The organism is Candidatus Methanoplasma termitum, from assembly GCF_000800805.1.
In the GTDB taxonomy this organism is placed as follows: domain Archaea; phylum Thermoplasmatota; class Thermoplasmata; order Methanomassiliicoccales; family Methanomethylophilaceae; genus Methanoplasma; species Methanoplasma termitum.
Genome location: NZ_CP010070.1, coordinates 959,821 through 973,929 on the forward strand (window position 1 = coordinate 959,821; position 14,109 = coordinate 973,929).

Here is a 14,109-nt window from a genome sequence, read left to right on the forward strand (position 1 = left end):
TCACAGCTTGCCTGCGGGCAGCGTGAGCTTCCCGAAGTCCGTCTTATCCCTTCTCGGAGTGCCCGGCACATCATCCCATGATAATTCCTTCTCTCCGGACTCGAGTCCGACGAAGACCGGTACAGGCCGGAACATCTTCCACTTTGAAATGATATCGTTTATCGTAGCCGCTTCGAATACCCAGTAATACAGGATCGAGACAGCTGCCACTATCGCCACTATCATCACCGCAGACAGAAGGATATAGAATCCCACCGTCCAGATACTGGATGTGTTGATCGCCACCAGCACGAATGCCAACGCCGCGATGACGGGTGCCGCCATCCTTTGAAGCGTTGCGCGTATCCCGTTATAGATCTTGAAATCCCTGTAATTGGTCTCTATCCTTACGTTAAGCGATCTGAATATCGACCACGGCATCACTAATACCGGGATGTAAAGGATCAGCGTGAACATCAGTAGCGGGACAGATGCCTCTACGCTCAGATCCATGAACGTCGGGTTCATCGATATGTATATCCAGATGAACAATCCGACCATCATTCCCAGAGTTATCGAACTCCTGACCTCCTTCCAAGGGATCTTTGTCCTGTTCAACTCATAGTCCATTGTGATATTCCTTGTGTCCAGGTCCTCCGGGACGTTGAACAGGAAAGCGACCGCTTTGTCACCGAACGTGAGTTTGTCTTTCACGTTCACGTATTCTATCGTACGGAGCACATGGTAGAATATCGCCCTCTGAATTGCATCGACCACCGCAACTACGCCGGATGCGCCGATGACAAGGAAAAGCATCAGGAATATCAGCGTTCTGGGTATATCGAGGAACCACAGGACGACCGCCGCAGCGACGAGTATCAGCAGCACCCAATACTTAGACTTTATACAGAAGATAAGACCGCATACCAGGAACGGAAGAGCGATGAACGGCATCAGCTCATACATCTGGTAGCTGCTGTTGTTCTCCTCATAAATTACAAAGATCAAAGAAATTGCAAAGGAGATCAATGCGGCGGTTATTATCACTTTGTCAAAGACCCTCAGCAGGGATATCCCCTCCGGAAGCTGATCCTTCCAGAAATCACCGTTCCTTCCTTTTTCGATGCGGAGGTTCATGGCTTTTCCATCCGAATGTCTAAGCTGACTGTCGCTCTGTCTCCGGGATATATCCCGATCACTATCCCCATCTCTTTGTTCTCATCCGTCGGGATCGGTCCCAGGGTCCCTTCCCTGACCGCTTGTTTATGGAAGACCGACGAGCCTTTTTCATTTGCGACGGCCACATCGACAGGAACACCGTCGGCCACTACCTTGATATTGATGACTTTTCTTTTTTTGACCTTGAAAGGAAATGATTGGACGTTTTTATAGAACCCTTCGGCTGAGATGTCGAACTCTCCCAGCTTGAATCCTTCGATATTGAGGACCTGTTCCCCATCCTTGAACATTGCCATCGATCATGGAATGTGATGGCAGTTAATAGGTATTTTCATTCCGGAATGACGGTCACTGAACGAACGGTTCCTGAAGCTCTTCGATGTCCGTAGAGAATCTCCACATCTTCGGATAATGTCCGCGCTCCATGAACACCCTCTTTACGTCCACGGCTTTCCCCTGGTCTGATTCCATTATCTTCGCCGAGGACATATTCATCTTTCCGATGGCGATCAGTTCTCCTCTCGCCGTCATCAACGCAACGAGGGCATTCTTTCTGATGTCCTCGTCCAACATGTGTATACCTTTGATCGTGAGGTCCGCTCCGTGGCATATAGCATCGACGGCGGTCGGTTTGACGATTATCTTAGGGAGAGGTTCGACGAGCACTTCCATCGGCAGCAAAAGGCTCCTGAGCCATTTCTCTCTGCCCATCTGCTGCCAGAATATGTATGCGTCGGTCATATCCTGAAGCGTGGCGGCGGAATCCTCCCTCATTATCCCCGAGCGGGTACGTCTCAGCTCCGTCATGTTCGCACCGCATCCCAGCGCTTCTCCCACGTCTGTGCAAATAGTGCGTATATACGTTCCGGCATCGCACGCCACTCTGAACAGCACCTCGCGCCCCTCGATCTCCAATATCTCCAATTCGCTGACCGTCCTTATCCTGAGCTGCCTTTTGACCGCGGACCTCACCGGAGGCATTTGGTATATCTTGCCTACGAATTTTCCCATCACTTTGATTATCTTCTCTTTCTTGACATCTTTATGAAGGATCATCCTGCAGACATATTCTTTGTCCGATGAAAGAACGATATCAGTCAAACGAACGGCTTTTCCGAGACACAACGGAAGAACGCCGCTTACATATGGATCGAGTGTGCCGCCGTGGCTTATCGCCTCTACGTGAAGAGCATCCCTTGCCCATGCCGTTACCTGATGCGATGTCGGACCCGCGGGTTTGTCCAGAGCTATCACTCCTCCCCTCAATAATTCGCCTACCGAGCGGTCCGATGGTCTTTTGCCCCATTTATCGGGCAATGTGTTCGCATCTTTTATCAGCAAGTGCCTTCCTCTATTCCTTTGAGGATCGTTTCCACGACCTGATCCGGATCCAGATCGTCCGTGTTCACTATCAGATCATAAACGCTTATGTCCTCTATATCGATATCGTAGTACATCTTGTAACGTTTTGCCTCGGATGATTGTCTTTCGAGGGTGTGGCTGTATACCTCGTCATACGACTCCCCGTCCCGTATCCCCACTCTGTTTATCCTGACCATGAGACTCGCTTCCAGGTATACTCTGAATGCGGGTATGTGGTTCTGAGTGAGCATGTGCGCCGCCAATCTGGATTCTAAAATGATATCGGAGTTCTCCCTTGCGATGTCGAGGATCATCCCGTCGATCGTCCTATCGATGGATGGATCCTTCTCGGCAAGTTCGCCGAACTCCGCAAGGGTCATTCCCCTTTCTTTTGCAAGTTGGCGGAAGAATTCCCCGAAGACCACTGCCTTGAGGCCGAGCGCCTCGGAGAGTTTTTTGCAAGCGGTCGTCTTTCCTGATCCGGGAGGGCCGCTTATGGTAATCCTCATACCATTCAGCTCTGTTTCTCTATTGCATCAAGTTCCTTCAAACGCTTTTTGAGCATGAAGTATCTTACCAATCTGTTCTCCAGCTGTCCGATCGGCAGGCTGAGCATTGTATAGATGATCATCCACATCGGAAGGATCCACAACCTGTCGATGAGGTCCGTTGTGATATTCCACGGCATGTTGATCACTGTTCCCGTGTGAACGAATGCATCGCCGACCTGCGTAACGAACAGACCGCCCATGTTAAAGTTAAAGAACCACCCGAGATCCCCGTGGTATTGCGAGGGAATATAATACGGGTCGCATAGGAAGAATCCCACCCACGCATATATCGGCATGATGATGATCATCGTTATCGGCATGAACTTCATCATTTGAGACTGCGTCTCCATCGATTTCGCCATGATCTTCGGCTGCTCTTCCTGAAGCTTCTTCAGTTTGTACAGGTTGTTCTCCAGCCTTGCCTGCCTCATCTCTTTGTTGAACTCGCTCTGGATCTTCTGATTCCTTGCCTGTGAAACGAAATCCGTCATATACGTTCTTATGATCGTACTCAGAGTTATCATGATCAGTCCGGCGATGATGAGGGTCACCACGGGGTGATTACCGTTGAGTCCAAAGGCGGGTTCGAACGCAAAGTTCAGGGCCTGACCGATCTGCGCCCTCCACATCATGGAGACGAGCATGACCACAAGCATGCCGGCCATGCCGATCATCATGCCTTTCGACATCAGGGGACCCATGGCGCTCTGCATGTTCTGTTGAGCTTGTTTCGCCGCCTGAGGGGATCCGGGGTTCGGCATTCCTTAATCCTCTCCGCCGAAGAACCCTCTCATTATGGGGTTCATCTCCATCATCTGCTCGCGTCCTATCGCTTCGTAGAGGTGTATCAGGATACCCACCGAAAGCAGCAGACCGGTACCGGTCGCATGACCCGTCGTACCTATCATATCCGCTCCCGCGGCCAATGCACCTATCAGAGCTCCCGACAGTATCGTGATCGTCGGTATGTATCTTTCCAACACCCTCTTCAAAACTCTCGGGTCCCTGCGGAATCCGGGTATCTGCATACCGCTCTTCTGTATTTGGCGTGCAACGGCATCCGGTCCCAAGTTCGTGGTCTGCACCCAGAACTTTGCGAACATTATCGAACCCATTATCATTACAGTTCCGAAGATCACCACGTGTCCGAGGTTCTGTACGACAGAGTGTCCGTTGCCGTAGCCGGCAGGATCCAATATAGGCATCAGCCACCCCGTTATACCGGATGGATTGGACAGATACCAAGCTATACCTCCGGCCGCAGTGGTGCTTCCTTCGGGGAAGTAACCTATCACACCGTTACCCCCTAAGAGGGGGATGCTGCTGAGGAAATCGTTGCTGTACAAAAGCAAAGCGACCATGCTCACGTTCGCAAGTAATGCAGACATCAATATCACGGGGATATTGCTTGAATACATCAGTTTGATCGGATATCTGCCTCTCGCGCCTCTCACATTACCGTGAGACAGCGGCAGTTCTATCCTGGTTGACTCTAAATATACCACTATCAGGAATATCAGCACCGTGCCTACCAGCGCGATCATGGGGTTGGGTTCCCCCAGGAAGATCACCTCGTAGCCGCCGTTCGCCATATCGGCGGAGTTCGTGTTCATTAACACATATATTGCTTTCGGTATGGTACCCGCGGGCAGATTCGACATGCTCATCTCGACACCCGATTTCACAGGGTACCAGTTCAGAGCTCCCGTGAAGACGGATTGCGCAACACCCGCCGCTATGAACAGCGATATACCGCTGCCTATTCCCCATTTGGATACCACTTCGTCGAACAGGAACACTATATACGAACCTACACAAAGCTGTAATATTATCAGCAGCTTCGCGCCCATCGGCCCGAATGACGATTCGAAGTTGGCCGAAGGTACCAGGAATCCAAAGACCTGCGGTACCGACTCGACCAGGATCATTACTATCACAAGCAGTTTCAGCACCGACTGATAACACGCTTTATCCTTATTGCTGGTCAGATCGAGCTTTATTATCTTGGCTCCTACGAACAGCTGCATTATGATCGAGGCTGTGACTATGGGGCCTATTCCCAATTGTAAGATCGTTCCCGACGCTCCGGCCATTATGGTCCTGTACTGTGAGAACAGGTCCAGAGATTTGGTCTGATCAAGTCCGTATACGAATACATTGGTCATTACGAAGTATAGGACCAATATCACTATGACCCACATCATTTTGGTCCTGAAGTGCACGTGGCCTTCAGGGCGCTTCACAGAGGGGAGCCTGTCGCTTATCGGTTTGACCTTATACAACAAGCTTGGCGTTTCTTCCATCCCGATTTCTCCTCGATATTATCATTCCGCTATGTTTCCGCCTGCTGCCTCGATCTTCTCGCGGGCCTTTGCCGAAACTTGTGCGACAGTCACCTTGACGGGGACCGCTATGCTGCCGTTCCCGAGCAACTTGTCGATACCTGCATCTGTGAGGTTGATATTATAGGTATCTCCCTCTTTGACCGCAAACCCCATGGAAACGAACCTCTCGATCTGTTCCTCAAGCTCGCTTACATTGATCGTACAGTTGGCCTTGACGACGCACTGCGGCCTTTTGAACCCGTGCCTTCCGAAGTGGTCTCTGTCGTATTTGAGCATGTATATCTTGCCTGTCTTAGACAGACCCGCCTGTCCGCGTCCGCCGATGAGTCCTCCTCCGCGGCCGGCTTTCTTCCCACGTCCGTGGGTCCTTGATCCTCTCATCTTCTTTGTTCTGCTTGGCATGTGTTCACCTCACAGCATCCTGTTGATGAGGTCGTTGATCTCTTTGCCCCTGTAGCCGAGCGCTCCGCCGTTCCGGAATGGACGTTTGTTGCCCTCGTAGCCTTTTATCGGGGGGTGCAGGCGGAAGACAGGTTTTGCGTCCTCCACATCCCTCATCTTATAGTCGTTCTCAATCATGGCCTTTGCAAGTTCCTCGACGCTTCCGAAGGATGTGTTCTCTTTCAGATAATCGTCGGTTATGTCCTTGTCGCCGGTCAGCTTGCCGCGCGTCTTTATCATTGCGACAAGCGTCTCCTCTTCGATCTCGCCCCATGTGCAGTAATCTTTTACGACCTGCAGCATCCCTTTTGTGGATGGGTTCTCAGGAACTATGACACAGTGGTTGACCCTGTTAAGGCCCATGAGTCCCATTGTGTACTTTATGTCCTTGTTGACATCGGGCTGTCCGCGTACGCGCACCACAGCATATGCCATGTTCACTCCTCCTTGGGTTCGACATCGGTCTCGGATATCCTTATCCCGACCGGTCCGGGCACGATCTTGAGCCTTGAGGCCTGTTCTTCGGTGACCCTCATCTTGGCCGTCATCTTAAGGGCTTCGAACGTGGCCATCGCATAATTGACCTTGGTCTTTGTGTTGCCTGTCGCGAAACCCCATGCGTCCTGCACTCCGGCAAGCGTCAGAAGCTTCTTTGCGACGTCTCCGACCGCGAGCGAGATGCCGCGCGGTGCGGGTTTAAGGTAAACGGTGACTGAGCCTGTGCGTCCGATGACCTCGAAGGGAAGCGTGTGCGGCTGTCCGCATCCGCATTCCCATGATCCGCATCCCCTTTTCACTTCGATGATGTTGAGCTTTGCGTTGTCGATGGCTTTTTTGATAGACGGTCCGACCTCTTTTCCTTTTGCCCTTCCGATGCCGATGTATCCGTCGCCGTTCCCCACGATGCAGGTGACCGCGAATCTCACTCTTCTTCCGGAGTCGGTCATCCTCTGGACCATGTTGAGGTCTATGACCTCGTCCTGCAGGTCCGGCAGGAGTATGTCCACTATCTCGGCCTCACGGAGAGGCAGCCTTGATTCCAATGCGGCGCTCATGGTAGTGATCTCGCCGTTCAGGACCATCTGTCCCAATCTTGTCTTCGGGATCCATTCCATTTTAATCAGCCTCCATCTTCTTCTTGACACTCTTGATCGCGGCCTCTATGCCGCCGTCGATGTGCTTTCCATTGATGCGGTCCTTTGTCGGGACGATATCCTTGCTGTGAGGCACTTCCAATCCCGCATCGGTCATTCCCTTCACCGTAGCGAACAATACGCCGCCGTGCTTCGGGTTCTGCATACCTATATCCAGAACGGCATACTCGATGCCGTTCTTCAACGCTCTCTTGCCCGCAAGGTATCCCACAAGGTACGCAGCGGGGATCGAGGAGCACGAATACTCCCATCCCATCTTGCGCAGCTCTTTGGTCGTTGCCGCGGCTCTGACAATATCTCCGCCCATGTCGAAATCGACGAATTGAACGGTAACGTTCCTGTTGGACCTTCTTACCACTGCCCTGGACTCTCCGCTCCTTAGGAGCCTCTTCCTGGCGTAATAGTCGGTACGGTATTCCCTTCTCCTTCTGAACGCAACTTTATATCTTGGTCCTGTCGCCATTACTTTTCCTCCTCTTTCAGGTGGCCTGCGGAGATCATGTGCTGTTTAAGGTTCCTGCGGGATTTGTAAACTCCTCCCTTGGCCCTTCTGTAATAGAACCTGTAGATGGACGGAGTTATCTTACCGTCTGCCCTAAGGGTCTTCAGCTCGTCGCGGATGGGCCTTATGGTGGCTATCCACCTGCGCTTGTCGGGAACGCGTGCGTTTGCTGTTCCTTTCCTGCTGCCCGGACCCTTCCTCTTTCCGCTTGCCTTCTGTTCGGCTGCATGCCTTATTCTTCCTCTGGACGTTCCCTGTTTGGGTTTCGCCTTTATCAATCCTGAATCGACTGCTGTGCGTATGTCCGAGCGTGTGATGCAGTCCTCGATCTCATCGAGTTTGTCCGGATTCATCCAGACCCTGTTCTCACCGCACTTTAGGACATCGGCGGCCATTCTCCTCTGGTTCCTGAGATCCATGCTCACACCATCCTGTTAAGGACCCTTATTCCGAGTTCGGCGGCGCGGTCCTCAATGGCCATTCTCTTCTTCGTTCCGACGGTGCCGCCTATGCGTACCGCCTGTACCTTCGGGTCGATATCCTCAAGGTTGTCCACATTGTGGACGAGCACTTCTTCGAAGCCCGACGGGTGAAGTCCCCTTACGGACGCCGGACCTCTGAATCCTATGTCGACTATCGGTCCGCGTCTCTTGAGCCTTCTCTTCATCTTGGAGTGTATGCCTTTCGGTTTCCTCCATTTCTCTCCGAGCATGGCGTATCTGTGCCACTCCTGCCTCTTGAAAGCGGGTCTGCGGCCGGATATGATCGCTCTCTTTGCCAATCCCTCGGCCGTCTCGTCGCTGAGCTCGGGCTTCGCCTTGACGACGTACGCCCCGCTCTCCACGACCTCCGACTCTGCTTCCGGCTCATCGACTATCTCGACGTCCTTCTTCTTGGCATCTGCCTTGGGTTCCGCTTTCGCTTCATCCTTGAACAACTCTTTCCAGTGCTCTACCGTTTTCGGTCCGACCCCCGACAGGGTCTTTATTATCTTTTTTGCCCCGGCCTCGTCGAAAACGGCTTCCTTGAGCTCTGACACGGACCTGATTCCGATCTGTTCCAGTTCAGATATGTTCTCTTCTTTAAATCCGGGAAGGTCATTAAGTGTCTTTATGCTCATTCTTTCACCTTGTGCGATTTGTGGGTAATGTATATCCCGTCCTGGAAGATCCTCTTATCGAATCCTAACCTGGATGTTGCTTTCTCAAGGTTCGCGGCGGTCTGTCCGCAAGCCTCTATATCAATTCCCTCGACAGTGACATCTGCGCCGCTGATCTTGACCTTGCATCCGCCTACGATGTCGGCGTATCTCGGGTCATGACCTCCAAGATAGTTGTTTATCTCCACGCGGTTATCTTTGACTGCCACTTTCATCGGGAAGTGTGAGAACACTATCTTGAGCGTGTATGTGTAGCCGTCCGTGACCCCTTTGAACATGTTCCTCAAGTGGGCCGCGAAGGTCCCCACCATCGCTTTGTCCTTTGTCCTCGGATATTCGCAGCTTACGCTGACCTCTCCTTCTCCGATGGCAATAATAACGTGGGGGTACGCAAAGTTTCTGCTCAATTCTCCCTTCGGTCCTTTGACCTTTACGGTGTCTCCCTGTTTAGAGATCGACACACCACCGGGGATGGCGATGGTTCTTTCGATTTTCCCTGCTATTGTCATCTTTATTCCTCAGTATATGTACGCTAATAATTTTCCGCCTATGCCAAGCTCTTTGGCATGGTCGTGGGTGATAACTCCGGCCGTGGTCGTCAGAATGAGCACTCCGAAATCCTGGGCAGGGAGATACCTTGCCTCGAACCTCTCGATATCATGTACTTTGACCGAATACCTGGGTTTTATCACACCGCAGTTGTTTATGGCTCCTTCCATCATCACACGGAACTTGCCTGCCTTGCCGTCCTCGATGTACTCGAATTGGTTGATGTATCCGTGGTCCTGCATAACCTTCAGCACGCGGCCGATGAGTTTTGAGGAGGGTTGGATCATGCATTCGCTCTTTCCATCGCTTGCTGCATTTTTCATGACGCACATCGCGTCGTTAAGTGGATCGCTCTGCATTTTTTCACCTCACGAATATTTCTTGAATCCCAGTTCCGGGGCCATTTCCCTGAAACATTGGCGGCAGAGGTGCATTCCGTATCTTCTTATGATGCCTCTTCTGCGTCCGCAGCGGGTGCATCCCACCAATCTACCGAATTTCTTCTTTGGTTTCACTCAACCACCTCTATCTCATAGTTCTCTTTCATGTATTGTATTGCCTCATCGCGCTGGACGCGGTGGTGCTTGGGTATCTTTCTTCTGAGAAGCGCCCTTTGGGTGATCCTGTTGCCTGTCCTTCTCAGGACGACGTTGACATCCATTCCGAATATCCCTATCTCGGGGTCGTATTTCATCCCCTCAAAATCGGTGTAATCGGATATCCCGAAGGACATGTTCCCTTCTTTGTCGAAGGAGTACTCGTATATCTTTCTCTCTCTGATGGGCAGCGCCCTCTCCAAGAAGTTATTCGCCGCATCTCCTCTGAGGGTGACCTTGCATCCGAGAGGCATTCCGACGCGTATACCCAGATCCCTGTTGACAGCTTTGGATATCGTCTGTACCGACTTCTGGCCGGTGACCATTTCCAGGACCTTCTGGGCCTTTGCGAGCCTCTCTCCGGCCTCTCCGACGCCGATGTTGACCGTCACTTTTTCAATGTGTATATCTCTCATCGCGTTCATTCGGATGCCTCCGGGAGTTTTATCTCCGGCCTCGACGAGCCGATTATGAATGCGTTCTTCCTGACAGTCTCGATGCCGCTGCTGAATCTTACGACATCGTCGGCGGATCCTTTGACCTCCACCCGCTTCTCGATGGTCTCGACCTTACCAGCCAGAGCACCGTTTATGATCAGCGCCGCCGCGCCTGGCGCCAGGGGGAAACTTCCGAGTATCTTTTGGTCGACGACATCTATCTTAAGCGTGTCGCCAGTCTTGTACTTGTTCTTGTCAAGGACTATGTTCCTTCCTCCGCTGAGGTTGAGCTGGATCTTTCCTCCGCTGATCTTGGTCTTGTTCTCGATCCTGCAGAGTTTCCATGTGGCCTCGTCCGCGGATATCGGCACCAACGTCAGTTTTCCTTTGTCGGTCAGCAACATGCGGTAGTTGAGGTCCATCTTTGGTACGGATATTGTATCCATGACGCCTACCGGCGCTTTCGGGTTCTTTACAGGGGTGCCGTCCACGAGCATCTCGCGGTTGCCGATGATCCTTTTTGCCTCCCTTCCGGTGTCGCAAGCTTTTATCATGTCCCTGAGCACCATCGCCGCAGGCATGCTGCTTTCGATCGAGTGTGCTCCGGGGGACGGTTTGGTCGCCCAGACGTGCGCCTTCCTCTTAAGAGGCCATGTCGCCGGTGCGGCTAATCTCTTCATGTGGTCGCTCATTGTTCAGCCTCCTTCTTTTTTGAAAGCGAGTCGATCCTCCACTGATCCTCCGTGTTGAGTTTGGTTATGATCAGGTTGGATGCGTGTATCGGGCGCACGATGGCTGTCCCGTCCGCTTGGTTTATTGTCACTCCTTCGACAGAGACGCGGCCGGTGTTAACGAACACTTCCAGTACCTTCGCCTCTGTTCCGCGCACATCCTCGTCGCCGCGTATTATGGCGACTGTGTCGCCCTTGCATACCCTCGCGGTGCGTACTCCGTACTGCGAGCGGAGTTCGTTGCTGAGGTGCGCCGAGAGCATCTTCCTCTTAACGTGCAAGGGGGCATTGGCCTGTGTTTTTCTCTGTACTCTTGCTTTGCTGCTTGCCATTTTTTCACCTCACACTATCGTGTTCGCGGTGGCTGCGATACGCGGCCACCTGTCGGCGGCCTCCCTCGCAACCGGTCCTTTTATGTCTGTACCTTTCGTCTCGCCTGTGTCTGTTACGATAACGGCCGCATTGTCCTCGAAGAACACCATTGTGCCATCCGCACGCCTTGTGGGGCGCTTCTGTCTGACTATCACCGCGAATACGACCTGCTTTCTCATTGCCGGCGTACCTTTCTTGACCGATGCTATCACCATATCGCCCAGCGCCGCAGAGGGGACCCTTCTGGCCACGCCGTGGTATCTGGGGACGGTTATTATCTCGATCTCTTTTGCGCCGCTGTTGTCGATCACGTTAAGGCGCGATCCGTTCAGGAGTCCTCTTGTCTGTGTTCCGGATATTCCTTTCATTTCAGATTCACTCCTTCTTCTCTATGACCACGAAAGACACGGTCTTAGAGATCGGGCGGCACTCCATGATCCTAACGCGGTCCCCGACCTTGAGCCCAAGGCAGGGAGATGCGTGAGCGTGGTACCTGGCGGATCTTTTCTCATATCTCTCGTATTTTTTCTGATATCTCAAATAATTGCGTTCAACTACGACTGTTTTGCTCATCCTGACGGTCGCAACCACTCCGTCTAAGATCTGGCCTCTGACCGAGAGACTGCCGTGGAATGGGCAGTTCGGGTCGCTGCATTCAGCTTTGGGAGGGACCACGTCGATTCCGATGTTTTTAACTTTTGCTGTCATTTTGATTCACCTAACCTTTTTTATTCGGTCTTCTGGTCGGTGCTGTATCTCTATACCTTTTATGTCGGTGTGTTTGCCTTCATTGATGAACCTGAATTCGTTGCCTGCTTTCGGTACCGTTCTTTCGGTCCCGGACGACGATATGATGAATGTGTTCTTTGTTTCGTCCACCACTTTCCCGGAAATGCCCGAGTACGGTGCCGACAACACTGCCACATCCAATCCTATGAATTCCGATCTCATGAAATCACTCCTGTTCATTTATCTCACTTCTGTGCGGAAACCCATTTCTTCCAGCACGGCTTTCACTTTCTTTTTGTGATCTCCCTGAAGTTCGATGCGTCCGTCTTTGTATGCTCCTCCGGCGGCGCATTTTACCTTCAGTTGTTTGGCCAGATCCTCGATGTTGATGTCATTCTCATCTATTCCGTCGATGACCGTGACCATTTTGCCGTATCTTCTGCTGTCAACGGATATCCTTACCATCTGTTGCTCACGTGCGATCTCCTCGCACATGCAGAGCTCCTTAGGCAATCCACATACCTGACATATCTCGGCCATCAGATCTTTTCCTCCTCGTTCTGAATAGTCAGGATACGTGCGATGTTCGTCCTTATCGCGCGGATAAGGCCGGGGTTGGAGGGTGCACCGCCCATTGCGGATACTCCCCTCTCGTGCATGAGGTCGTTGCGCAGCTCTTTGAGCTTCTCGTTGCGTTCCTCTGTACTCATTTCCCTTATCTCAGCTGTCCTTAACAGTGCCATTACTCGCCCTCCTTCTTTGCCTTGGGCGCTTTAGGCGGCCTCTGTTCTCTCGGTTTCTGCGAGTTGGGCGACCTCTGTCTGGGCTTCTGCGATCTGGGCTTCTGCTCTCTGAGTACCCTCTGGGGCCTCTGTTCCGCAGACTCCGGTGCGCTCTCTGCGACGGGTTCGGGCACCGGCTCGGGTGCCATGCCGCCGAACAGGTCAGGCAGTTTGGCCGCCGCCTCTGTCTTGTTCAGTATGTTTGTGTCCGCCGGAAGTTTTGCGTCAGGCCTCATGATCTCGACGGTCACACCGATGATACCCATCTTCAGCTGAGCGACGGCATATCCGCGCTCGATGAAGAGTGTTTTCGGTTCGCCGCAGAACTTGATGTATCCTTCTTTGAACTTCTCGGTCCTCTTCCTTTGTCCGGTAAGTTTCCCGGCGATTATTATATGGCAACCGCGTGCGCCCGCATCCATGACCCTGCGGACAGTGGAGTGCCCCGCTCTGCGGAAGTGCCAGCCCCTCTCAAGAGAGAAGGCCAGTTTCTCTGCCATTATCTGTGCGTTGAGGCTTGCGTTCTGGACCTCCTGAACCTCTATCTGAGGGTTCGGGAAGCCGTATCTCTCTTCGATGACCTGGGTCAGGTTCTTTATCGTCTGACCGCGCCTTCCGATGACCAGTCCGGGCCTCTCTGTTGTGAGTATGACGCGTGTTCCCATCGGTGTCCTCTGGATGTCAAGCCCTCCGAATCCGGCGCGGCTGACCTCCTTCATGAGGTACTCTTTGAGGAGAACCCTGCGTACATTCTCGGCAACGAATTTTCTTTCTGCCGCCATATTACTCGACCTCCTCTATTATTACCTCGATGTTCGCCGTCTCCTGGTTCCATTGAGTGGCCCTTCCCTGCGCCCTGGGCATGTGCCCGGGTATGGTCTGGCCCCTTGCTATGGAAATGGTGGAGATCGCCATGTTCGAAACGTCGAGTCCTTTGTACTCTGCGTTCGACATTGCGCTCCTTACCGTTGCCAGGATGGCCTTCGATGCTTTTACCGGATATCTTCCGGGGCCGATGCCTTTCTTGTGGGAGACGCGTTTCTTGTATCTCTTCAGTGGCACCGCTCTGTCCATCTCGATGACCTCCTCGAGCATCGTGACCGCTTTCTCGACCTTCATTCCGCGTATCATGCCTGCGACCTCGCGAGCGAACTTGGGCGAGATCGGCTGATCCTTTGCCAAGGCCTTCGCGGAGATGTCCGGGTCGGATACCGTTGTGTAACCTTTGTTTGTAGCCATAC

Annotated in this window: 25 protein-coding genes; all 25 read right to left on the reverse strand. The window is 52.5% G+C overall.

Annotated elements, in window-relative coordinates; translation table 11 throughout:
- Genes Mpt1_RS04610 through Mpt1_RS04730 form a run of 25 tightly spaced genes read right to left on the reverse strand, consistent with a single transcriptional unit; the run spans window position 1 to window position 14,107 of the window.
- On the reverse strand, window positions 1-1,116 hold the full coding sequence (locus Mpt1_RS04610; RefSeq protein WP_048112625.1) for a hypothetical protein: 1,116 nt from the start codon (window positions 1,114-1,116) through the stop codon (window positions 1-3).
- Window positions 1,113-1,454, reverse strand: coding sequence for a hypothetical protein (locus Mpt1_RS04615; RefSeq protein ID WP_048112627.1), 342 nt, complete (start codon window positions 1,452-1,454; stop codon window positions 1,113-1,115). Before Mpt1_RS04615 ends, Mpt1_RS04610 begins: the two co-directional genes overlap by 4 nt.
- A 52-nt stretch (window positions 1,455-1,506) precedes the next feature.
- Window positions 1,507-2,499, reverse strand: a complete 993-nt coding sequence (locus Mpt1_RS04620) for an RNA-guided pseudouridylation complex pseudouridine synthase subunit Cbf5 (RefSeq protein WP_048112629.1) — start codon at window positions 2,497-2,499, stop codon at window positions 1,507-1,509.
- Window positions 2,493-3,029, reverse strand: coding sequence for a (d)CMP kinase (cmk, locus tag Mpt1_RS07785; protein WP_048112631.1), 537 nt, complete (start codon window positions 3,027-3,029; stop codon window positions 2,493-2,495). The genes Mpt1_RS04620 and cmk overlap by 7 nt, the downstream gene beginning before the upstream one ends.
- A 5-nt stretch (window positions 3,030-3,034) precedes the next feature.
- Entirely contained in the window at window positions 3,035-3,832 is a 798-nt protein-coding gene (locus Mpt1_RS04630) for a DUF106 domain-containing protein (protein ID WP_238603096.1), read from the reverse strand.
- Between the two features lie 3 nt (window positions 3,833-3,835).
- Window positions 3,836-5,374, reverse strand: coding sequence for a preprotein translocase subunit SecY (gene secY, locus Mpt1_RS04635; protein ID WP_048112633.1), 1,539 nt, complete (start codon window positions 5,372-5,374; stop codon window positions 3,836-3,838).
- 21 nt (window positions 5,375-5,395) lie between these two features.
- Window positions 5,396-5,818: an uL15m family ribosomal protein gene (locus tag Mpt1_RS04640; protein ID WP_048112634.1), complete on the reverse strand. Its 423-nt coding sequence runs from the start codon at window positions 5,816-5,818 to the stop codon at window positions 5,396-5,398.
- Between the two features lie 9 nt (window positions 5,819-5,827).
- On the reverse strand, window positions 5,828-6,292 hold the full coding sequence (locus tag Mpt1_RS04645) for a 50S ribosomal protein L30 (protein ID WP_048112636.1): 465 nt from the start codon (window positions 6,290-6,292) through the stop codon (window positions 5,828-5,830).
- Between the two features lie 2 nt (window positions 6,293-6,294).
- The gene (locus Mpt1_RS04650; RefSeq protein WP_048112638.1) at window positions 6,295-6,972 is read right to left on the reverse strand and encodes a 30S ribosomal protein S5; all 678 of its coding nucleotides are present in this window, start codon (window positions 6,970-6,972) and stop codon (window positions 6,295-6,297) included.
- Between the two features lies 1 nt (window position 6,973).
- The gene (locus Mpt1_RS04655; RefSeq protein WP_048112640.1) at window positions 6,974-7,474 is read right to left on the reverse strand and encodes a 50S ribosomal protein L18; all 501 of its coding nucleotides are present in this window, start codon (window positions 7,472-7,474) and stop codon (window positions 6,974-6,976) included.
- Window positions 7,474-7,932, reverse strand: coding sequence for a 50S ribosomal protein L19e (locus tag Mpt1_RS04660; RefSeq protein ID WP_048112647.1), 459 nt, complete (start codon window positions 7,930-7,932; stop codon window positions 7,474-7,476). The genes Mpt1_RS04655 and Mpt1_RS04660 overlap by 1 nt, the downstream gene beginning before the upstream one ends.
- 2 nt (window positions 7,933-7,934) lie before the next feature.
- Entirely contained in the window at window positions 7,935-8,633 is a 699-nt protein-coding gene (locus Mpt1_RS07460) for a 50S ribosomal protein L32e (RefSeq protein ID WP_082007253.1), read from the reverse strand.
- Entirely contained in the window at window positions 8,630-9,181 is a 552-nt protein-coding gene (locus Mpt1_RS04670) for a 50S ribosomal protein L6 (protein ID WP_048112649.1), read from the reverse strand. Before Mpt1_RS04670 ends, Mpt1_RS07460 begins: the two co-directional genes overlap by 4 nt.
- A 9-nt stretch (window positions 9,182-9,190) precedes the next feature.
- Window positions 9,191-9,580, reverse strand: a complete 390-nt coding sequence (locus Mpt1_RS04675) for a 30S ribosomal protein S8 (protein WP_048112651.1) — start codon at window positions 9,578-9,580, stop codon at window positions 9,191-9,193.
- A gap of 9 nt (window positions 9,581-9,589) precedes the next feature.
- Window positions 9,590-9,736: a 30S ribosomal protein S14 gene (locus Mpt1_RS04680; RefSeq protein WP_048112653.1), complete on the reverse strand. Its 147-nt coding sequence runs from the start codon at window positions 9,734-9,736 to the stop codon at window positions 9,590-9,592.
- Entirely contained in the window at window positions 9,733-10,242 is a 510-nt protein-coding gene (locus Mpt1_RS04685; protein WP_048112655.1) for a 50S ribosomal protein L5, read from the reverse strand. The genes Mpt1_RS04680 and Mpt1_RS04685 overlap by 4 nt, the downstream gene beginning before the upstream one ends.
- Entirely contained in the window at window positions 10,239-10,946 is a 708-nt protein-coding gene (locus tag Mpt1_RS04690; protein ID WP_048112657.1) for a 30S ribosomal protein S4e, read from the reverse strand. The genes Mpt1_RS04685 and Mpt1_RS04690 overlap by 4 nt, the downstream gene beginning before the upstream one ends.
- Window positions 10,943-11,317: a 50S ribosomal protein L24 gene (gene rplX, locus Mpt1_RS04695; protein ID WP_048112659.1), complete on the reverse strand. Its 375-nt coding sequence runs from the start codon at window positions 11,315-11,317 to the stop codon at window positions 10,943-10,945. The genes Mpt1_RS04690 and rplX overlap by 4 nt, the downstream gene beginning before the upstream one ends.
- A gap of 9 nt (window positions 11,318-11,326) precedes the next feature.
- Window positions 11,327-11,725 (reverse strand): 50S ribosomal protein L14, encoded by a 399-nt coding sequence (locus Mpt1_RS04700; RefSeq protein WP_048112661.1) that lies wholly within the window; start codon window positions 11,723-11,725, stop codon window positions 11,327-11,329.
- A 7-nt stretch (window positions 11,726-11,732) separates the two neighbouring features.
- Window positions 11,733-12,065: a 30S ribosomal protein S17 gene (locus tag Mpt1_RS04705; protein ID WP_048112663.1), complete on the reverse strand. Its 333-nt coding sequence runs from the start codon at window positions 12,063-12,065 to the stop codon at window positions 11,733-11,735.
- A gap of 6 nt (window positions 12,066-12,071) precedes the next feature.
- Entirely contained in the window at window positions 12,072-12,326 is a 255-nt protein-coding gene (locus Mpt1_RS04710; protein ID WP_048112665.1) for a ribonuclease P protein component 1, read from the reverse strand.
- The gene (gene yciH / locus Mpt1_RS04715) at window positions 12,327-12,626 is read right to left on the reverse strand and encodes a stress response translation initiation inhibitor YciH (RefSeq protein ID WP_048112667.1); all 300 of its coding nucleotides are present in this window, start codon (window positions 12,624-12,626) and stop codon (window positions 12,327-12,329) included.
- Window positions 12,626-12,829 (reverse strand): 50S ribosomal protein L29, encoded by a 204-nt coding sequence (rpmC, locus tag Mpt1_RS04720; protein WP_048112669.1) that lies wholly within the window; start codon window positions 12,827-12,829, stop codon window positions 12,626-12,628. The genes yciH and rpmC overlap by 1 nt, the downstream gene beginning before the upstream one ends.
- Entirely contained in the window at window positions 12,829-13,650 is an 822-nt protein-coding gene (locus Mpt1_RS04725) for a 30S ribosomal protein S3 (protein ID WP_082007254.1), read from the reverse strand. Before Mpt1_RS04725 ends, rpmC begins: the two co-directional genes overlap by 1 nt.
- 1 nt (window position 13,651) lies before the next feature.
- Complete coding sequence (locus Mpt1_RS04730; protein WP_048112672.1) at window positions 13,652-14,107, reverse strand: 50S ribosomal protein L22; 456 nt, start codon at window positions 14,105-14,107, stop codon at window positions 13,652-13,654.
- Window positions 14,108-14,109 lie beyond the last annotated feature (2 nt).